The 21,743-nt window shown below is 59.2% G+C and carries 9 protein-coding genes; 1 reads left to right on the forward strand and 8 read right to left on the reverse strand.

What is annotated here, in order from left to right:
• Positions 1-31: 31 nt before the first annotated feature.
• A complete protein-coding gene (locus tag HNR46_RS13290) occupies positions 32-568 on the forward strand; it encodes a hypothetical protein (RefSeq protein WP_184019593.1) in 537 nt (178 codons plus the stop codon).
• On the opposite strand, the gene HNR46_RS13295 is transcribed toward HNR46_RS13290, so the two are convergent.
• From HNR46_RS13295 to HNR46_RS13330, 8 genes are all read right to left on the reverse strand, one after another.
• A complete protein-coding gene (locus HNR46_RS13295) occupies positions 565-2,682 on the reverse strand; it encodes a family 1 glycosylhydrolase (protein ID WP_184019595.1) in 2,118 nt (705 codons plus the stop codon). The two genes, HNR46_RS13290 and HNR46_RS13295, sit on opposite strands and share 4 nt — an antisense overlap.
• 50 nt (positions 2,683-2,732) lie before the next feature.
• The gene (locus tag HNR46_RS13300; RefSeq protein ID WP_184019597.1) at positions 2,733-9,485 is read right to left on the reverse strand and encodes a hypothetical protein; all 6,753 of its coding nucleotides are present in this window, start codon (positions 9,483-9,485) and stop codon (positions 2,733-2,735) included.
• Between the two features lie 63 nt (positions 9,486-9,548).
• Positions 9,549-12,776: a YfbK domain-containing protein gene (locus HNR46_RS13305; RefSeq protein ID WP_184019599.1), complete on the reverse strand. Its 3,228-nt coding sequence runs from the start codon at positions 12,774-12,776 to the stop codon at positions 9,549-9,551.
• Positions 12,777-12,800: 24 nt separating this feature from the next.
• Positions 12,801-13,370, reverse strand: coding sequence for an RNA polymerase sigma factor (locus HNR46_RS13310; protein ID WP_184019601.1), 570 nt, complete (start codon positions 13,368-13,370; stop codon positions 12,801-12,803).
• Between the two features lie 204 nt (positions 13,371-13,574).
• Positions 13,575-13,679, reverse strand: coding sequence for an AURKAIP1/COX24 domain-containing protein (locus HNR46_RS13315; RefSeq protein WP_184019602.1), 105 nt, complete (start codon positions 13,677-13,679; stop codon positions 13,575-13,577).
• Positions 13,680-13,719: 40 nt separating this feature from the next.
• A complete protein-coding gene (hisG, locus tag HNR46_RS13320; RefSeq protein ID WP_184019603.1) occupies positions 13,720-14,607 on the reverse strand; it encodes an ATP phosphoribosyltransferase in 888 nt (295 codons plus the stop codon).
• Between the two features lie 178 nt (positions 14,608-14,785).
• Positions 14,786-18,766 carry an arylsulfatase gene (locus HNR46_RS13325; protein WP_184019604.1) on the reverse strand — a complete coding sequence of 1,327 codons (3,981 nt, stop codon included), beginning with the start codon at positions 18,764-18,766 and terminating at the stop codon, positions 14,786-14,788.
• A gap of 176 nt (positions 18,767-18,942) precedes the next feature.
• On the reverse strand, positions 18,943-21,459 hold the full coding sequence (locus HNR46_RS13330; RefSeq protein WP_184019605.1) for an L-type lectin-domain containing protein: 2,517 nt from the start codon (positions 21,457-21,459) through the stop codon (positions 18,943-18,945).
• Positions 21,460-21,743: the final 284 nt, after the last annotated feature.

Genomic DNA, 21,743 nt, shown 5'->3' on the forward strand with positions numbered 1-21,743 from the left:
CAATCTCCGCTCCTTGGCGCTACCTCACTGCGTGATCGCACCTTGCCCTTTTCTCCCCGCTGCCCGGGGAAACCTAAGCTATCGGGAACTGCGGGCTTTTGGCGAAAGGCGCGATGCCGAATTCTATCTCGCCGCCCTCACCTATGCCCAGTGCCTTTGGCAACGGGGGCTCCCCGCGCAGGCCATTCTCCCTCTCGACCGCGCCTGGGGTGCCGAACTGCGCGGCGATGAACCGATCCTCCACCTCTGGCCCGCGCCTTACGCGGCCTTGATTTGGATGCTAGAAAACCGCCCCCAGGGTCCATTTCTTGGCAACCCCGTGCGCCACTTTCAGCACCTCGCCACCCGAGTTCGGGGGACCCGACGGGAAATCCGCTCTTGGCGGGCATGGGCCTGCTTCCATCTCGCCGAAAAAGCCCTCCCCTCATCCGAATTCCCTCGTGACTTTCACCAAATCCAAAGGGACTCCCTCACCATCCCATCTCCCGCTCACGTCCGACAAAATCTTGCCGAACTCGGCTGGCCTGGCGAAGCCGCGTGGCTGGACGCACATCACCCTTCCGTCTAACTTCTCTCCCCGGCAATCCATTGCCGATAGCGTTCCACCTCCGGTGTCGCCACCCGCCGCAATGCCGGATCGTGATCCAAATCGACGAAGTAGAGGCCAAAATCCGTGTTCGGATCGAATGCATGCCCCCACTCGCGGTTCGAGGTGATCGACCACCAATTGTAGGCACGGACCGGCAAACCTTCCTCCAAAGCCGCGTGAACTTCCCGCAGATGGGCATCCATGTAGTCACCGCGCTTCATCCCCCCCGCTTCCGGAGGGCAGCCGTTTTCGACAATCAACAACTCCTGTCCCGGAAACCAACCCGACAACCTCCGCAACGCATTCCTCAAACCTCGCGGCCACACCGGCGCCCTCAAAAACCGCCCATGCGCCGCCTCCTCCAACAACCGAAATCGGTGCAATCCGAAAGTCGGAAGTCCCCAGTAGTAGTCCAACCCGATGAAATCCTGCGCACCGACCGCTTCCGCCGGGCACAACTCCTCGGGAAGCCTTCCTGAGGTGCCCAAATACCACCAACTCGCATTGGCAATCAGGCTCGTCGTCCCCCAAAATCGCCATGCCCAGTTCAACCACGTCGACTTCGATTCCAGCACCGTCAAACGTTCCGCCGGATCGAGAGGAATCCATTCCACCGCCTCTGGATCCCCCAACAATTCGGCCGCAATTCGCCTCGCCAACTTCATCTCCAAACCTGGCGCCGGCGCATCTGCAGAAAGCCCCGCCGCGTCCCGCCGAAATCCCATCCGCAAGAAGCCCCGCCGTTTCACTCGTCGCACCCCGCGGGCACTCGACAAATCATCCGGCAGACTATCCCCCCCTCGAAACACCTCATGCACCGACGTCGGAGGCATTCCCGGGTGATCCGGCCAATCTCCTTCTTCCCCTCGCAGCCCCGCGATTGCCCGGTTGACCCGCTCCATCAATCGAGCATGCCCGTGGGCCGCCGCCACCACGTAGTGCTCTTCCGTCAAGTCCCCCAACAACACCCTCAATCCATTCACCCCTTCAGGCATCAGGTAGAAAGCATCCCCATACAGAGCCTCCACACCACCATGGCGAAGCTTACTCCGAGCTTCGTCGTAGTTGGAGAAAATCAACACCTGCGCATCAGCCGGCAAATCCCGCCGCCACGACTCTGCCTGATTTCCCACATCCACCACTCCCACTCTTAGTCCGTTCAAGGCCTCTTTGCCCTCCCCTCGAAACTCTGATCTCACCACCACCGCTTTCCCGGTTCGCACATACGGATGACTGATCTCAAATCGCGTCTGGTCCGCTGCGCTGATGCCTCCAATCACCAAGTCCACCTCCGACTTCTCCGATACCAACGCCCGCCGCGTCGTGAACTTGAACAAGGCTTCTCCCAACGCTCGGTGACACGCCCCCCAGTCCATCAACTTCTGCAACCATACCGGAAAACCCGTCACCAATGGGTTCACACCCACAGGAGATCCCGGACGCCGAGAATGGATCAATCGCCGTGCCCGCGCGTGCGCACGAAATAAATTTGGCACCAACTTCCCCACCGCCTTGGCTTCCGAATCCACCGATGCTCCCCGCGGCATCCCCGGAGGCATGTAGTAGCGACTCTGCCACCACGGCTTGATATACCCAAACGTCAATTGGCTCGGCTCGTTGAAGGTAATCCACCAGTCCACCCGGTCCCCCATCACCTCGGCCACCCGGTCCGCATAGCGTGCGAACAAATCGGGAAATGCCTCACCAATCATTCCCCCATGGTCTCTCTCCAGCCACAACGGCCAGACGAAGTGATGCAGCGTCACCATCACCTGCATCCCGTGCCGCTCGACGCACTCCGCCACACGACGATAATGAGCCAACACCTCCGCGTCGAATCGACCACATTCCGGTTCGACCCGCGACCAGGCTATCGAGAAACGGAACAAACGGCAGCCCATCGCCGCCGCATGTCCAATGTCCTCCTCATAACGGTGCGCAAAATCAGTCGCTCGCCCGCGGGGTATCCGCTCCTGACATCGCTCCCACAAATCCCACACGTCCTCGCGACCCGGATCATGGGCCTCAACCTGATGATCCGCGTTGGCTGTGCCGAAAAGAAAATCCGCCGGAAACCCCACGCGCCGAACCATCCGCGGCAAGCCCGGACTTGGCAATCCCCGGGCTCACCGTTTCTGCAACACTACGGTCGCACTCTCCAGCCAATACCCAACACTCCCACCGCCAGCACCCCGACGATGCCGCCCCACACCCAACCCCTCGGACGCTCGCGATCAAACTTCAACACCAGGGCCATCGGCCGATCACCTTCCACCTGCAAACTACGGGTAAAACGCCAGGTCTTTCCAAAGCTCGGCAAACCCACATCAAGCGCCGTACGCCCCCCCTCCACCTGGATCTGCTGATCCACGATGCACCCGGCAATCTCACTCAATGAGTGATTCACCTCCACCGAATTCCCAACCATCAACCGATCAAACGACTCCGGATCGAAGTTCGTTTCCCCTTGCAGCACCGGATTGACCTCCACCGCTTGCTCCATCTGCGCATTCGGCACATCGCCACCATTGAACCGATTGTCGAGGTACATCCGTTGCCGGCGGGTCTGAAGCCCCAGCAATGCTTGCTGAACCTTCAGGTTCCGGAACTGCACCCGTGCGTCCTCATTCGATGCCTCATCCAGAGCCAAATTCCGAGCGGCTTTTCCCAACGCCTCACCGGCCTTGTCCTGCCGTCCGGCATGGAGCCACGCATAACCCTGATCAAGCTCCGCCGCCGCCATCACCTTGCCCGTCTTTCGCCTTTCTGCCATCGCTGCCAAGTAGGGACCCAGGCCGGTATCGCCCCCATCCCCCTCGTCGACCCATTCGAAATCCCCCCGACTCTGCGTCAACTGCCACCCTCTTGGGACTCTCACATCCCAAGTCAGATTCTCCAGCGGCACACTCAACGTCGGAGCTTCGAGAACACTCCCCGTTTGGTCAGACACCCCATAGGCAAATCGCACCTCCGTGGGCTGATCCGGCAACGAGGATGGCCGCACATAGAACCGCCAACTGGGCCCATTGCGCACCAGAGGCACGCCCTCCCCATTCACCTGCAGACTGAGCGGGGAGGCCCCGTCCGGCAAGCTGAGCGAGAGAGTCGACTCCGCCTGCGCATCCATCGTCAGCACCACCGTAGTGATCGAATCGCCCTCTCCGGAAAGTAAGGTCACGAGGTGACCTTCCCGCACTCGCAGCCGCTCCGACGGCGCCAACTCCTGCCGATTCACCTTCACCTCCAAGGGGCCTTCCGATTCCGCGACCCGATACACCCACTCCGGCCGATCCCCGCCGACTTTCGAACCAAGGGCCGAGGGAATCATCGAGAAATCCGACTTTCGCCATCCTCGCACCGCCTCGGGTTCCTCCGCGGCCATGCGCCCCAAGGTCCCGACTGCCACAAAGTACGACAACTGCCGCACCTCTTCCGGCTCCAGCACCATCACCTCCCTCAGCTCTGTGCTCTCACCACGTTCGAACTCGATATTCACCTCCGTCTCACCCGCCACCGCACGCTGGAATCTCAACTCCCAAACACCCTCCTCGTCGACCATTGGCACAAAATCCGCCACCCATGGCCCGCTCGCGCGTACCGTCGCAGCCGTTCGCTCATCCAATCCCGGGATCTTCACACGCAACGCTTTCCGCGCCGAGTTCTCGATCCTGTAGACCATCCGCACTCGCGTTAGCGATTGCCCCTCCCTCAAGGTCACTCGGTGCAGAACCTGTGCAGTCACCCAGGGTGCAAGTCGCTTCACTTCTAAAGCCAGGGACCAGTCTCCTTGAAGCAAACGAAACACCAGTGCCCCCGGCGCAGCCGCTCCCGTCTCTCCAGGGTCACTTTGCGACACCTGCTCCCGAGACACCGCTCGCACCTGTAGCCCCCGCTCCGGCACCACCGTCAATGCACCCGACTGCCGGGTTGCTCCACGCACCGCCAATCGAGGAACCATCCACTCCTCCTCACCTGAGGGCGACGGACCACTCAGCGACAACGAGAATGTCTGCCGACCAAGAGTGCGCTCCCGGAAATACAACACCAACCCACGACGCCCTTCTACCCTCGATTCCATCCAATGGCTCAAGGACTCGCCACTCACTGCCTCCACCTCGAGACCTTCTGGCAGCTCAACCTCCAACTGAAAGACTCCAGCCCGGGCCAGCTTCACCTCCAAATCGGCGGCCATCACCACCCGATCATCCCCCAAGGACAAGGTCTCCTTCCACACTGCCCGAATCTCCGCGGCCACCGGTTCCACCCTCAGCTGAACACGCGCCTCTTCTTCACCATACCGATAGACCTTTTGCAACACGGGCACGGCCTCCCCACCACTCGCCTCCAGCAACCATGAGCCCTCGAAATCGTCCAACCCCACTTCGCTCATGCCCACCCCCCGTTCATTTGCCGGCTGCGCCTCCGCCCCAAACGCCAATCCCAACATGCCCATCTCACCCGCAGCACCCGTCACCCGCACAGGCGCCAACTCAAGGTCCAACGGCAGTCTCCCCATCGACCGCTGGGTCTCGACCACCACCGAAAAGGGCGTTTCTTGTGCCGGCTCTAGAGTGATCTCCAACTCCCTCGTTCCCGGGTCGAATCTCCATCGCCCCACCGGACCATCTCGCACCTCTCCCACCGTGAAGCCCTCAGGAATCTCCAACTGCAAGGTCCTCACTCTGCCCTGTGCCGGACGCACTCCCAAGCGATGCAAGCCATTCACCCCCCCAGGCCCCGGCACGTAAACCTGCGACATCTCACTGAAAAACCGCATCTCTTCCTGGCTCACATCTCGTTGCTGCGGCCGGACCCAAATCCGCGCTCCCCCTCCCGGCATCAAATGCAGCCTCGCGATGTCCCCCTCCTGCGACACACTTACAGCCCGGTCCGCACAAAACTCCCACCCCGGGGTCACCGTGGTGGCCACCACCTGCTCCACCACAGCAGGCCCCGTCGGCATCATCCAGCCCGCCTTCGGATCTGCAATGTTCAGTTCGAAACGCGCTCTGCCCTCCCAACCACCCACCGAGTCGGCGACACCGTAATACACCCCCGCTTCCTTCACCACACGGAGACCCTGCCCTTCGAAGTTCGTCAGTACCGCCGGGGCTTTCAACAATACAAAGCGTTCCCCCTCCTCTTCGGCCCGCACTCGCACCCTCACCTCCCCGGTGAGGCGAGATCCGTCCAAGCTCCACTCCTGCTCAACCGCCTCCGCCACGCCGTTCGCTTCCACTCGTGGCGAAACAACCCACAACATCCCCAAGGCGGCTACCGCTCCCTTGGCCATCCGGCGACCCCACACGCCCTTCTGCCAAAACCCACGCCCGACCATGATCATGAGCGCCAGGGCCAGCATCGCAAAAAATACCACCGCACCTCCCGGTTGAGCGAGCAATCCCATCACCATCACTGCCACGGCAACACCGACTCCTCGCCCTTTGCACTTCCAAGCCAACCCCACCCAAGCGGCCAAACCGATGATCATGATCAGCAATCCCATCGGCTCGATCCACGCTGCCCAACGCCCAACATTCTCCAACCTCACTGAAAGCTCACCACCATCCATGATCGCTGGCGACCGGCATTCGAGCGTCGCCAGATTCGGTCGACGCTCTTGCCAGGCATTCACAGCAAGATGAATGGCCCAACCCGCAGCGCCCAACCAAGCCATCCATCCCAATCCCGCCACTGGCCGAATCTGCCGCAGGACCACTCCCAGGGCAGCCAGAAACAAGACCCATGCCGCCCACATCCGACCGTGTGTTGCAATCCATTCGAATCCGGTCTCCGTCCGCACCGGCCTCACCCATTCAGCGGTGCCCCCTTTCGGCAACAAGCGCCGTCCCGGATCCCCTTGGATCTTCCATTCGGTCACCGCTGTCGCTGCCCCCATCCGAGGCGCTACGAGCTCCATCGTACCTTTCCCTAGAGTTTGCCCGTATCGCAACGTCACCTCGACGGGATCATTCGGATCCTTCATCGCAGGCAGCGGCACCAGAATCACGCCTTTCGCCAAGCGCGCATTCACCCGCTCACCAGCCACCCGTGCCTCCCACAGACCCGCCCCGTCCGGTAGCCCCACTTCCAGATTCGTCGCCGCCTTCGCCCGCACAAAAATCCGCGCCTGGGTGGCGACCTGACCATCTCGCGAAACATGGCTTTCCAGCGCCACAAAATCCACCATCTCTCCCGCCATTTCGTCGCTCTCAAAAAGCTCCACTTGGACTGCCAAGTCCCCATCCCCGGCAGTGTACTGCCACGCACCCAAAGTCGGTGCATCCGACAACAATCGGTACTCTATCGGCAGTTCGCTGGGATCCACCTTGAGCACCGACCCTTGGCTGCGAACCCCCTCTAACTTCATTTGCAGCGGGCTCGTCACCTGCACATACCCCCGCTCGGCCTGCACACCTAACGGCCGTAGCTCACCGGGTCGCAATTCCCCGCCCCTAGCGCCCATCGGCTGTTCGAAGGTCACCAATATCGTCGACCCACCCAAGGTAGGCCGTACCAGAGGCACCACCAGTTCGTTTCCCTCCTGTCGCCAATCGCGCCCCACTGCTTGACCCGTCACGGCCACGTTGCCGATTCCCTCCGGCATCCTCAATCGCCACTCCGTCGCGGGTGCGCCCACCACGAAGTAATTCACGACCACACTCCCATACGCCACGCCTTCCTTCAGCGAATAGAGGTGGAAGGCATCTGCCTGCACACTTCGCCCCAAAGCTTCCACCTGCATCGTCGCCGACCAGTCCTCCTCCCGGATCCGAAATGCCTGCTGCAAGCCGACCTTTGATCCCGGGAAAAAATCCACCGGTGCTTCCATCAGCCCCTCACTCTCACCCATCACCACGCGATATCCCGGAGCCGACGAAACCCCTACCCAACCTCGAATCGACTTCGCCCCAGGGAAAATCCACCTCGGCAAGGTCCAGGCGCCGGCTTCCGCTGCCTGATTCTTCTCCAGATTCAGAGAAATCAACTGCCTCCCCATCACCGCCTCCTTCAGAAACACCTTCAACCACCGCACTCCCGCAGCGTCTTCATGACCCAGGGCAAAATCCGCCACCTCAGCACCCTCCACCGCAGAAACCGCAAATCCCGCAGGAACCCCCACGACCCACTCCCGCACCGGAGCCTCACGAATGTCCAACTCCATTCGACTCACCATCCGCCGATCGCTCGCCCCCATCTCATGCACCGTCACCTCGGTCACACCCACTTCAGGCACCACGCGATCAGCACCGATCCGGCAGTCATGTTCGACAGAGGGAAATCGATACACCCAGCCCGCCGAACTCGACGCTGAGCGATGACTCGATGCCTCAGAATTTTCCTGAGGCATGTCCGGGAACAACTCCGGCGACACCTGCATCATTCCCTCCAGATTTCTCACCTCCACCCGCACGGAGCCCTCCGGAACCACCCTCAAATACCCTCGGTGCCTCAACGAACCCACCGGCTTCCAAAACAGCGGCCCGACCTCAAGAGGAAATGCACCCAATGCCTGCTGACTGCGCACTTGCAACCGACTTTCACCCTCGACCGCCTGACTCAAGCTCACCTTCAATCGCCGCCCATCCGGTCCCGCAACTACTTCCCAGGCCAGCACCTGTTCACCTTCGACCGCAACCACCTCCCCCTCGCCCGTGATGCCCATCTCCAACGCGGGCAGGCTCCCTTGAAGAACCCGGAAGCTCAACTCCGACAGTTGACGTAGCATTCCAGCACCCACTTCGACCGAAGTGGCTTCGTTCGAAACATAGAGCAACACTTCCTCCTTGTCTTCACCTCCGTCTTTCCAAGCCAGCTCGGCCTCGCCCTCCGCATTCAGGAAACCCTGCCAGGCCCCCTCCCGCCACACGGGGACCCACGGACTCTGGTCATCAAACACCACTCCGCCGTCCACACCTTCCAATCGCACGGGCACAATCGTCCCCGCTGGAAGCAGAAACGCCGCCTTCGACCACTCACCCTCGACCCTCTTCGGAACCTCAAACGAAAGCTCGATTTCACTCTCTCCCACCACGTCGCCCACCAGCACATTCACCCAATCCTCCCCTCGCTTCACCACACTCACATGCCAATTCGCTCCTGAGGTTCTTCCACTCAATGCCCCATGAGCCAGCAGCATCGTTTCCGACCCAGGCTCGCTGACCCGGACCCTTCCCCTCAACACCCATGAAAGGCCCTCCGCTTCGGACCTTCCCACCAACTCCGGCTCGATCAGTTCGATCCCACGTGGCTCCCAGCCTTGTGGCGCCACCGACACCTTCAGTCGCGGGCGACCCGAACCCTCAAAGCTCAACTTCTCTTCCTCCACCGGATTCAAGCCCGACACCTCCAGCACCTTGATCCGCTGTCCCTCCGTGGGATGCAGATCCACGCGCGAGAGAAACCCCACCGCTTTCCCAGGTCCGGGCAGGGTCAACGAGAACTCCTCTCCCCGCTCAAAATCATGCTCCACCATGGCCGTCACCTCGAAATTCCAAGGCGCCCCCACCCGCCACGGTACCGGCTTCTCCACCGGCAACTCCGGCGTGAGATCCAAGAACCGCTGACCATCGGCATCCACACGCACCGACCACGAAGCCAGCCCTGCACCCGTCACCTCCAGCACCTGTCCTTCCCCTTCAAGCCCGACTTCGATCGCCTCCGGCCAGCCCTGCAGTACCTCGACTCGTAGATGCACGGTCTCCACCGCTCGACGATCATCTAGGGCAACGGAAGTTTCCGCTTCCACCGAATAAAACTCCGGCACCTCCTGGCCCAATTGGTCAAAAGGCAGAACGGCCAACCCATCTCCAATACTCTGGGCAGTCGCACTGGCCAGCGCCAACACAGCGCCGACGACCCAACTCCATCCTGTCTTCACCAGCATCGTCTTCATGGGAATTTCGTTTTTGGAAACCTATCCGCTCGGCTTCCCCTGCGGGGTAAACACCCAGTAAAATCACTTCAGCTGTCCGATCATCCGTCCCAACTCCAGCACTCGAGGATTTCGGCCGTAGGCCAACTCCACCTCTGCCATCACCTTTCGCAAAGAAGCCCCATCGATCCCCTCAGCAGCCCCGCCACCTCGCAGCTTCTCCGCCGCCAACCCGGCCAGCCCCGCCAACTGCAGACTGGGCGACGCTTGGTCGAAAGCGACCGCCTGGGGCGCGAAGGGAATGCTCCACTTGCGCTCGACCCGAGCTCCTGTGGCAGGATCAAGAAACCTCACCCACACTTCTCCCACATCGCCCGATCCTTCGGGCAATACCTCCACCTGATAGAGAGCGATCCCCTCCTCCTCTGCCGCCATTTCCGCCGCGTCCACCGTGTCGTCTCGAAAATCCTCCGGATTCAGACGGTGCTCATCGAAACCGATCAGCCGATAATGTCCCACCCTCGCCGGATTGAACTTCACCTGGACCTTCACGTCCTCTGCCGCCGGCTTGAATGCGCCCGCCAATTGTTCCGCAAATTCCTGCCCAGCGTCGGCCGCATCCCGGATCACAGTGTATCGCCCATTTCCATCCCGCGACAGCCGCTCCAGTAGCCGGTCATTCAATCCCTCGGTTCCCACCCCCACCGCATCAAAAGCGATCCCCCTATTTCTCAATCTCGCCACTCGGACATGCAACGACTCCGGATCTGCATCTCCAAGGTTGGCCGCTCCATCGGTGAAAAGCACCACACGATTCTGAGCCCCTGGCGCGAACTGCCGGGACGCCAACTCCTCCGCCAACTGCAACGCCTCTTCAAGATTGGTTCCTCCCTCACTCGGCAAGGTCGACACCGCATCCATCAACTTTCCAGCAGCCGAGCCATCCAGGCGATCCGCCAGCAACCTCGGCTGTCGCGAAAATGCCGCCAATGTCACTGTGTCTCCGACCTTCAACAAGGAAGACAGGCTGGCCATTGCCTGCCGCAATCCGAACCGCCGGTCCTCTCGCTCCATGGATCCCGAGTTGTCCACCATGATCGTGAGATTCAAGGGATGGCTCGGCAAACGTCCGGCACTCCCGGTCTTCACTCCAAGTCGCAGCAAATTCCGCTGCGGGAAAAGTGGATGAGCCGCTTGCTCGATCACACAACCCACGGGATCTCCCGTACCAGGAGTGGGGTCACCATAGTCAAATGCATTGTAAAACTCTTCAGGTCGAATGCTCGCCGGTTCCGGAACCTCTCCCCGATCCAAAGCGGCCGCCGCCAACTTGAACGAGGCATCGCTAACGTGCAGGGAAAATGTGGAGAAGGGCTCTTCGGCTGCCTTCGACTCTTTCAGGCTATCGAGAGTCTGGAGTGCCGCCGCTTTTGACAGCGCATCGATCCGATCGCGAGCTTCCGCTACGACATGACTCTGGGCCTCCGCCATCAAACGAGCCTGCCGTGCTCGAAGTTCTTCCAGCCGATCCTGAGCCATTTTAAAATCATTGCGGAGCTTCCCAAAGGCCTCCTTTGAGAGCTCATGCCCATCATCAAAGTTCACGCTCGACTTCAAACTTTCCATCTCACGTCGACTCTCCTCAAGGTGCGCATCGAGTTTCTGGCGAAGATCCGCCACTCCTTGGTCAAGCTGACCCCGGAGATCTTCAACAAGATCCTTTTGTTCCTGAAGCCGACGCGACTCCTCGCCCCGACCCTCATCGCGCATCGACTGTAGCGCTTGATTGGCCTCTTGATATTGGGATCGGATCGTCCCCAACTCGCTCTCAGGCTCAAGAATCCCCGCGGCATAGTTCAATCGTTGCTGACCCTCGGAGCGGTCGAGCCGATCCATTTGGCTTTGCAAGGTCAGTGATTGGGCTTCCAACTCCGCGAATCGTTCACGACTCGCGGCAATCTCAGGCTTCCGTCGCTCGGAATCGGGGTCCGAACGAGCAGGCACATAGGGGATTCTCTCCGTGCGGACGAGTTGAGTCATCGCTCGGCGCTTCTCTTCCACGAGGTCCTCTTGTGAAATCAATTCCTCTTGAAGCTTTGACATCTCCACATCTGCCTCTGTGGGAACCTCGAGCTCCCAAGCCTTGTCCACTTCGCTCAGCAATTCGGCACGGGTTGCATCGTAGGCCGCTCGATAGAACTGACTTTTCGCGGCCTGAACTCGTTCCAGCCCACGTCGGGCCGCCAAATGGTAGCGATCCTCTCCGAGGATGCTTTCGTAGGCTTCCTTGGCATCATCGAATAGGCCCAGCTCAAAGGAGGACTGTGCCAGGTCCAGCCGTCGGCGGATATCACCATCCGCAGCCTCGTCAGAGACGATGCCTTGGTTCGTGTCCGTCCATCCGTACCCTTGCGAGCCACCCATTCCGGCGTCTTTCTGAACCAATCCCACCTCATTGATCGGAGGATCGGAGAGAGTCGGGCCTTTCGAGAATTTATCGACCGGCGTCTCATTCTTCAAATCCATCGAAAGTCTTCCCATCGCCGGGAGCTCCGCAAGTTCAGTCCCTTCCTCCGCTTGGGGGGCCGATTCTTTCTTCGCTTCTCCCTCCAGTGAAGGATCGACGAAATCGTCCGAAAGAGTACCCCACCCCACACTCCCCTCTCGTAGAAGACCCGCGATCGACTCTCGATCAATCGCTCCATCGCCCGAACGGTTGCCGCTCTCTACGATTCTTGCCATTGGCTCAGCGATTGCCGGAGGGATCCCATCATCGAGCAAGTCCGCTTTCGAGGCAGCTTCTCGGTTCCGACTCCAAGTCTGGGGAATTAGGTCGCCTACAGGCTGACCCGCACTCCGGGGAACTTCCCGAACGGATTTCAACTCCTTCCAAGCGGCCGTGGCGGGAACCTCTGCCACTCTCATGGATGCAGGAATCCGGGTACCTCTCCGGACGATCACCGGCAAAGCCACGAGAGTGATCAATAGACAAGCAGCCATGCCGAGAAAGGCGCGTTGCCACCTCGGACGCAGTCGATGACGAGACTCCCCTTCTTCCAACCGATCCATGACGTTCCGACGCCGTCCTTCCGAGAGTCGCCATTCTTCTCCGGTCGCCCGCGCACTTTCATGAATCAGCCCATCGATCTCTCGCATGCTCTGGGCAAATTCCTCCAAACGGGGATCGGACTCACACTGACGCTGCAACTCCTCCGCCTCATAGGCGGAGACTTCGCCCAGAACCCATGCGACAATCCTGGCTTCCAGGGCATCATCGCCTTGGGGTTCGAGCGGTGGGACTTGATCACTCATGGCAGAAAGAAGAGTTAAAGGGGTTCAACCGTCGGAGCTCTCGATGCCCATCCGGCGCAAGCGCTCGGCAAGGCCTTTGAGAAGATGGTGAAGTTTGTAGCCGACGTTTCCGACGGAGAGCCCGGTGCGCTCACTGATCTGAGCGTATTTCAAGTCTTCATCGTACTTCAGGGTGAGCAGAGCTCGGTCATCTTCCCCGAGTTCGGCAAGCAGGAGACGGATGGCGCCCGCGGCCTCGAGTCGGGATAGCTGCTCTTTGGGGTCGCCGGTGGCATCCTCGTCCGGGATCACATCGGTCACCGATTCACGACGATGATGACGCAGATGATTGAGGGCGAGATTCCTCACCGAGCGGAACAGCCAAGCCCGCGGATGCGTCACTTCATCCCAATGGGCATGCAGCCGGAGAAAGGCCTCTTGGACCAGGTCCTCGGCGATCTCCCTCCGCCCCAACATGCCCCAAGCAAATCGGAGCAGCGGACCCTCCTCGGCCTCGAAGACCTCTCGCAAACTTGGCTTGATCCCTTTCACCGTCGGAAAGGGAACAAGCTCGTCAGCTCCAGAGGGCGGAAGAGGTGGGCTGAGGGATTTCATGGCGGACGGCATGACCACATTTCGGGTTCATCGTTCCATGAGATGACACCCCGCCGCCAAAACCCTTGGAAGAATTCCTCAGAATTATTTGCCGTCGCCTCAGAATCCTAGGCGACATGGGTACGCCAAACGAGGGACCCGGTTTCCCGGACCCCTGTCTGGTTTCGTTTGCTTGGATCAGAACAAGCGGTCGCTGACTTAGGGTCAGGACTTGTAGCGGAGCCGCTTCTTGTGGCGGTTCTGCTTCATGCGCTTTTTGCGCTTATGCTTGTTGATCTTGGCCTTACGGCGCTTTTTGAGCGAGCCCATGATCGTTGCGGTTAGGGGTTATCGTGTTTGGCTTGGAAAATCAGGGAACGAGCTTGTTGAGCGGATACTCAATGATGCCTTCGGCACCCAGTTGCTTGAGCTCGGGAATGAGATGGCGGACGACTTTTTCTTCAATGACCACTTCCACCGCTACCCAGCCATCTTCGGCGAGTTGGGAAACCGTCGGTCGACGCAATGAAGGCAGGCGCTCTAGCATGGCGTCAAGACGGTCGGCAGGCAGGTTCATCTTGAGTCCCACTTTATCGCGGGCATCCAGCGCAGCCTTGAGCATCATGCAGATGCGGTCCATTTTCTCGCGCTTCCACTCGTCAGCCGCCGCAGCGGGGCTGGCGTAGAAGTGCGGGAAGGATGTCAGCAGAGTATCGACGATCCGAAGCTTGTTGGCTTTGATCGATGAACCGGTCTCGGTCACATCGACAATGGCATCCACCAAATCGGGGACTTTCACTTCGGTAGCACCCCAGGAAAACTCGACGTCCGCCTTGATGCCTTTCTCCGCGAGGTATCGCTGGGTGATTCCCACGCCTTCCGTGGCGATGCGCTTGCCCTCGAGATCTTCGGGTTTCTGGATCGGAGAGTCCTCCGGAACGACCAGAACCCAACGGGTCGGGCGGACGGTCGCGCGCGAGTAGGGCAATTCGGCGAGATCGACCAAATCCGATCCCGCCTCTGAGGCCCAATCGAGGCCCGTGATGCCACAGTCGATAAAGCCCTGACCGATGTAGCGGCCAATTTCCTGGGCCCGAATCAAGAACAGGTCGAGATCCGTGTCGTCCGACGATGGGCGATAGCCGCGCGACGACACATAGATGTTGAAGCCGGCCTTCTCAAAGAGTTCGAGGGTCGGCTCCTGCAGGCTACCCTTGGGAAGGGCAAGCTTGAGGGATTTCTCGGCGGTTTCGGACATCGCGGGCGGCGGGGATAGCGCCCCATGGCCCGGGACGCAAGGCAAGTTTTGGCCTGTTTTGCGGTGGAATGCGTTTATTCCTAATTGCGAACTGGAAGAAAAAGAGGCCCGAGGAACAGAACCCCCCATCCCTCGGACCCCTTCGACCTGCGCTCGGGCAGGTCACCCAGAAAAATGGTCATTTCACCTCGACCACGATGAACAGTCGCTCACGCCCAGCGGCCAGCTCACCCGGCACGGCAGCCAATCGCACCTCATGGCGATCTCCGAGCGGCTCGGCGGAAATCGTTTCTGGCTCAAAAAGGGTCCAGCTCTCGCCAGACAGGTCTTCTGAATACCGGAAGCTGTAACTCAGACCCGACTCATCTGCGTCGCTGATCCGGGCGTAGCTGAATCGGAAAACTCCATCGGCGGAGGGCATCACGGAGAGAAGTTTGGTGCCGACATCCGAACCATCAGGATTGCCAGCCTTCAGCCACTCCACGAAATTGTCGTCGCCGTCGCCATCCGGATCCGCGCCGGGGCCAGAGGCAGCCCCAGAGAGCCCAGCCTCGCGGGCATACAGCGCTGCGAGGACTCGGCTAAGCGGGTGCAAGCGAACCGCCAGGTTGTCGAGAGTCACATGGCCAGTCGCCCGCGCGCTCAAGCCTAGGTAATTCTGGCCGGTTTGACTCCAGGAAAAGCTTCTGCCCATCCCAGCAGTCGCGCTATCGAGATCGACGGGCTGGCCATCGAAGTAGGCTCGCAACGTGGCGCTGCCTCCCGCTTCAAAAGCCGACGTTTCACAGGAAACCAGCAAAGTCCCCCGGGTAGCCCCGACCGCGACGGTCTCTACCAACTGCCCCGCTACCCAGCACTTCACGTTGCCATTTTGATCCAGCTCCACGAAGGCATCTGCCGTTCCCACAGCTCCCCCGGATAGCCCCCGAAACGAAGTCGGCGGGCCCGCCTGGGAAACATCATTCGAGCTCTGCGCCTCCGCCTCGCTGAGGCCAAGGGCGATGCCGGCATAACGATTCGCCTCGTCGGCATTTCCCGAGGAAATCTCGTCGACTCTCAGTTCGACCGAAAACCCACCGGCGGCCAAGATCTCCGCATCGACAAAATTGTGGCGAAGGGCCACTTCCGTCATGCCGGTGCCATTGGCCATCAAAAGGTTCATCCCAAGAACCTCTGTAGAACCTTCTTCCCAGGAATCATAGTAGGCAGAACCCGCCCCAAGCCCGGGCACCAGTGAACCTGTCATCCCAAGGGCTTCAGAGTCGGGATCGGACGAGTCAGGACGATTGAAGGTGTCCACGAACAGGTCCTCTTCCATTTCTGCAGGATCCAGCTGGGGTACTGGCGGCAAAATCAACCGATCGGAAGGAACCCCCACATGCACCGCCCAGGCATTCCATTCGTCAATCATCTCCGCGACACGGGCCGGTTGCTCACCTGCCAAATTATGCAACTCCACCGGATCCACCGACACATCATAGAGTTCGTATTCATTCTGCGGCGATGACCCATCCGGATAGGAAAAGTGCTTGGTAACGAACTTGTAGTTGCCCTTGAACCAGGCGCGGTTGCTCTCGTGCTCGAAACCGAGCGGTCGCACCGGGAACTGAGCAACGGTTTCTGGCTGGAAATGGGGTACCAGCGACTCTCCCTCCCACGGCAACAAAGTGCGGCCCGGCCAAGTCACCGGCCACGGAGTTTCCGTCACCTCGGAGATGGTTGCCATGATATCGATCAGATGGCCCCGATCCTTCACCCAACGGCCAGGCGAAGTGATCCCATTGGGCCAGTGAATGATGCACGGAGTGCGAATGCCGCCTTCATGCTGGTAGTGCTTGTAGAGACGGAAGGGCGTGTTGTTGACGTTCGCCCAGCCCCCTCCCAACCGCAGATCGGGGGTGGCAGCCTGACCCATTCCCGCCAATGAAGACGTACCGGTGACAGGCTCGGCATTGATCGTCCCCTGGGTCCGCCCAAACAATCCGCCTTCATAGTTTCCACCATTGTCGGCCAGAAGGAAAATCAGCGTGTCGTCCAGAACCCCCAACTCGTCGAGATGCTCCACCACCCGTCCGATGTTGCGGTCGATTTGCTCGAGCATGGCAGCATAAACCGCCATCCGGCGCGCGAGGTCCGTCTGGCGATCCGAACCCAAGGAATTCCACGCTGGAATATCGACAATGATCGAAGGATCCGGATTGTCGGTCCCATCCGAATTGATCGCGGGACTGCGGGGGGAAAGCTCCACCGCGGGATCGAAGATGCCAAGGGCCTTCTGCCGAGCTAGGCGATCGGCTCGAGTTTGATCCCAACCAACCTCGTAATCATAGTAGTCGCCCCCATCGACGCCCCCATCGACGGTCAGACTGTCCGGAGTGCTATCGCCCGCATTGGTGTATCGATCCGCCATTTCAGCTGGAGCATTGATGGGCCAATGCTGGGCATTGAAGGGCAGATAAAGAAAGAACGGCGCCCCATCCTCCTTGGCGCGGTGATGATCGAGGAATTTCAGCGCATAGTCACCGATCGCATCCGTCTGGTGAAAGGTCGAATTCGAATAGTCAATCTCAGCGATTTCACCGTCCTTCGAGTAGAAGCCGAAGTTGGAAGCCTTCCAAAACGAATCGTGGTTGCTTCCGCTCACCCGATTATGCGGGTCGTTTCCGCCACTGCGGTGCCCGAAGATGTGCTCCCAGCCGCGAGCGATGGGCGAACGGGTATCTCCCGTTCCAGTGTGCCATTTCCCCGCCATGTAACGCCGGTATCCTGTAGTGGAAAGCAACTCGGCAATGGTGACGTTGTTGTCCTCTCGCAATGGCGGCAAGGAAGCTCCAGGAGGATCCCCTACCTGCTGAGTGTAGAGTCCGCTCAGCAACGCACAACGGGTCGTCGAACAACGAGCCGTATTGTAGAAATTCCGATAGCGCAAACCCGTGGCCGCCAAGGAATCGATGACCGGTGTATGGATTTCCGATCCGTAGCAACCGAAGTCGGAAAAGCCCATGTCATCGAGCAAGATCAACAGGACGTTCGTTCGATGCTTTCGGACCGTGCGAGTCGCTGTCGCCAACTCTTCTCCGTCTAGGAGAAAGCGCAGAGTGAAATCCGTATCGCCCTGTGTGCCATCAACCTGCACCTCAACCGCTCCCGAGCCAGCTTCGGCAGATCCCGATTGACCACCGGAAGGAAAGACCGCCGCCGGACTCGCCAGGATTTCATAGCTCGTCCCGGTCGGCAGGTTTTCACCGGACCAAGTCAACGTGACCGGCTCCGCCGTGGCGTCGGCCGGAATCACCAATGGATTCGCTTCCAACGATGCCGTGATCGGCGGCGCCCCTAAAGTCGTGATTTGAAATTGATCCATCCCCACCGCCGCAGCATCCCGGGCGTCCAAGCCGATGAAATTCTCAGCCGATTCATCCCACGAAAACGAGCCCTCTCCCATCAGGGTGCCGTCGAAGAAGACCTGATAGGCGACGGTTTCATCCTGCTCGAAACTATCGAATTCGAACCGTGCCGAGATCGTGCCGACCTTCGACCCAACTGAAGCCGTACCAAAGGCCGCCTGATTTCCGACCCCACCCCACGCCAAAGTTCCATTTGCGCGTAGCACCACCCAGAAATCGGACACCGCCACCGTATTGGCGCTATTACCCAGGCCATCAGTCATTTTGTTCAAGCCCGTGCTACTGCCCCCGCCATCAAAGGCGTCCCCCGTATCCTCTGCCTGAGCCTCAGACATCCCCATGGCAAAGCCTCCACCCTGACCCTCCGTCGATTGGGAAACCGATGTGATCTGCAGGCTCACTTCCATGCCTCCCGCCTCAAGAATCGAGGAATCCACAAAGTTGTGGCGCACGTAGGCATTCGAAGTTCCGGCACCGGTGGCCAATTCTAGCTGACCGTTGGCAATCCGCGCGCCCCCTCCATTGGCAGCCACTCCATCCGGCCCGCTCGTCAGATTCGCAGGGTCCACAAACCCGTGCCCATACACCCCATCCACCGGCATAGAGGAACCCGTACCATCGGTGATGCCCAGGAGCGACAAATCGATGTTTCTTGAATCGGCACGATCAAAGGTATCCGAAAATAGAGTCGTCTGAGCTTGGACGCTCATCAGACCGAGACCGGCCAGTAAGGCGGAAATAACGGGTTTCATGGGTTTGGGAAAAAGGGACGGCAGCCCTCACCATCGCGGCGGGCGGCATCGCGAGGATTTTCCGAAGCCCAAAGGGTGTTCCCGTCATTTTTCCCACGCCCGCTCTCCACGAAAAAGCCCGGCGGGAAATCTCCCGCCGGGCTTGAATGAATTCGTGAATCGTGACCGGAACGCGATCAGGGCTCAGGTGCCGTGGTTTCTTCCACTCGGAAGAAGCCTGCCGTTCCTGCCGGGACCTCAACCGTCATCGTGGTGGAAACGCCTGTGGCAAGGATATTGTCCATCACTGATGTCCAATCCCCCAAAGTCGTCGAGGTAGTGATGCCATAATAATCACCAGCCGTCGAATCCCAAGTAAGGGTCACCGTTGCGGGAGAGACCGAAAAGTCGAAGCTATAAGACGTCAGGGCGAGTGGAGCCGCTGGGGGTTCGATACCTTCCGTCGTCAGCATCCAATTCAGAATGTCGTGGTTTTCGCCAAGTCCTCCCGTTCGGGCAGTGAAACCAACGTAGGCCTTACCTTCAGCATCCAAGACGGAAGCACCCGTAGCGCCTAGATCCACCGCCAGACCATCAATTACCAACACACCTTCAACTGTCACATCAAGATGGCCAGGGTAATAAAAGACTTCAACCGTATACCCAGAATTCCCTCCCACTCCAGTGAGGAGGTAGTTTCCTTCAAAGCCCTTGGCGATCGCCAGGCCTGTGGAGGAGAGGTCCTGCTGAGCGATCACGACACCGTTCACCGCCACCTTGAGGCTCGCGTGACTGGGATCATCATCACCGTTCTTGTAGGAATCTAAAAAGATCGCCATTGTCCGTGCTTCAGTGTCCGCAGGAGTGAAGGCAGAAGGTTGATAGGTATTTCCAAACTCGGAATTCTGAACGATGAAGGCAACTCCATCCGCGCCGTTATAGTAAAGGCTGTGCGTAATCTCGGCCTCGAACGTTGTTTTGAATCCACCGCTCAAGTCGATCGGATCGAAGAACCAAGCGGTTCCAGACTGCTGGGTGCCTTGATCCGTGAGTCGCAGGCGATTCGTATCGGGGTCGTTGACGAAGACATCGTATGCGTTGAAAACCGTCGATGAGCCCAAGGGCACGACACCGTCAGCATTGTCAAAGCCCGGGTAGTCAATGGTTCCATCGAACGGAGTCAACAGATACGCATAGACTTCTGCACTCACCGAGCGAGTCCCAGTCTCTGCCGTGGCAGTCAGGACGAAGGTAGTCGTCTCATTGACTGATACTTCAGCGTATCCATCCGCCGAGCCAACCACACCTACTTGTGGCTGAATATCAATCGTGCCGCCCATGAACACGATCCAATCGAGGTCAACAGTATCGCCGGCCGTGCCCACCGTCGCCACGGAACCGAAGTCAACCGTGAAGAGATCGATGATTGGCATCATCGTGCCGTCTGCCGGGAATGGAAATACCTGTGTTGGCGTGAATCGATCCGTGGGGGTCGAATAATCCAAACCTGTCATCGATTCGATGTAGGTCCAGGTCTCTCCACCGTCGGAGCTTTCCTCCAACACCCATTGAATCGGGTCACGACCATTGAAGTCGTTGGCCGTGACCAACTGATAGGAACCCAGTTCCACTGGGCCACTGAACTCAAAGACGACCGGATTTGCTGACCCACTGAACCACTTGGTTGAAGAGTCGCCATCGATAAGCTTGAGCGCACCCTCGTTTGCATCCGCAGCGTTGGTACCAGCGTCGTCAACGACATTCACGGGAATCACCTCATTTCCTTCCGGGTCGAAGAACAAAAATTCACCCAGCTGAATGGCGGTTCCAGCACGCATTTTCATCGGAGAAAAGCGTACCATTTCGACGGTTCTGGTCGTGGAATCCTCCGTCCGGATCGTCATAGTTTTCTCAGCCGTGGTTCCCCCCACGCCATAGACGGTCAACTTGACGTTCGAGTCGGAGTTATCCGGAAGCGCGATCTCGGGGTAGTCGCCATTCTCGACCGGGATCGGAGTTCCTCCATTGACCGTGATTTCAGCTGTGTCACCCAGCTCCCATTCACAGTAGAAGGTCCAATTCCCGTTTGGAATGACTGCAGTCGAACCTGGATAGTCGAGATTGTCCGATTCAAAGTAGAGAATCCGAGGACTGATCGAGTCTGGAATCTCCCGATTCGTCGCCAGTGCTTGGGCGTTCCGTGCCGTATTAACGGAAGCATCACTTACCAAGTCGACCAGAGTCCAGGTCACCCCGTCCTCGGAACTCTCCAAGCGCCAGGTCACCGGATCCCGTCCGTTGGCGTCGTTCGCCGTCCAGTAGTTGTAGCTGCCAATGATTACAGAATCATCGGTTCCCCCATTGATTTGGGTAAAATCGAGAATGAGCGCGGTATCGTCCCAGCTGAAATCCAGCCATTTGTTGGTCTTGTTTCCGTCAAAGGCATATTCGGGGAGCTCTCCTGCAGGTGTATCAGGATTTTCCGCGCTGACTCCCACCGTCCCGCCGGGAGGCGTGGGGATGGGATCGCCATTCTCATCGAACAGCAGAAGCTCCGACATTTGGAAGATCGACCCAGGCGTTCGAACCGCGACCGGCTCGAATCGAAGGTACTTGAAGGCAGTGGGGGCTGCGTGAGCGACACTGGAGGTCGCCATCATCCCCACAGCCGCCGCGAGGAGACCCCGCTGCAGGTTAAGTGGTTGAGTAGACATGGATTGCATCTTGGGATTGAAGCCTCCGCCCACCCGACCTGCGGGCGCGAGACCTGATTAGACAATCAATCTACGTGCCAAGCGCCAGCCCACTTCCAACAATTCTTTCTGCGGATTCTTCATCAAACCCCCATTTTTCAATCAATTCCGCCAATTCATGGCATTTCTGCCATTTTGATAGGAATCGTTTCCTTTACGAATACCTACGCATCCCCCTGAGGTGGGGATGGCGGAATTTCAAGAACCGTTCCTGGTATCGATTTCTCTCCGTAACCTTCACGATT

This window comes from Haloferula luteola (assembly GCF_014201715.1).
GTDB lineage: Bacteria > Verrucomicrobiota > Verrucomicrobiia > Verrucomicrobiales > Akkermansiaceae > Haloferula > Haloferula luteola.

Bases quoted from the DNA above. Each gene is read 5' to 3' on its own strand.
- HNR46_RS13295 (WP_184019595.1), bottom strand. From the start codon at position 2,682: ATGGTTCGGCGCGTGGGGTTTCCGGCGGATTTTCTTTTCGGCACAGCC.
- HNR46_RS13300 (WP_184019597.1), bottom strand. From the start codon at position 9,485: ATGAAGACGATGCTGGTGAAGACAGGATGGAGTTGGGTCGTCGGCGCT.
- HNR46_RS13305 (WP_184019599.1), bottom strand. From the start codon at position 12,776: ATGAGTGATCAAGTCCCACCGCTCGAACCCCAAGGCGATGATGCCCTG.
- HNR46_RS13310 (WP_184019601.1), bottom strand. From the start codon at position 13,370: ATGAAATCCCTCAGCCCACCTCTTCCGCCCTCTGGAGCTGACGAGCTT.
- HNR46_RS13315 (WP_184019602.1), bottom strand. From the start codon at position 13,679: ATGGGCTCGCTCAAAAAGCGCCGTAAGGCCAAGATCAACAAGCATAAG.
- hisG (WP_184019603.1), bottom strand. From the start codon at position 14,607: ATGTCCGAAACCGCCGAGAAATCCCTCAAGCTTGCCCTTCCCAAGGGT.
- HNR46_RS13325 (WP_184019604.1), bottom strand. From the start codon at position 18,766: ATGAAACCCGTTATTTCCGCCTTACTGGCCGGTCTCGGTCTGATGAGC.
- HNR46_RS13330 (WP_184019605.1), bottom strand. From the start codon at position 21,459: ATGTCTACTCAACCACTTAACCTGCAGCGGGGTCTCCTCGCGGCGGCT.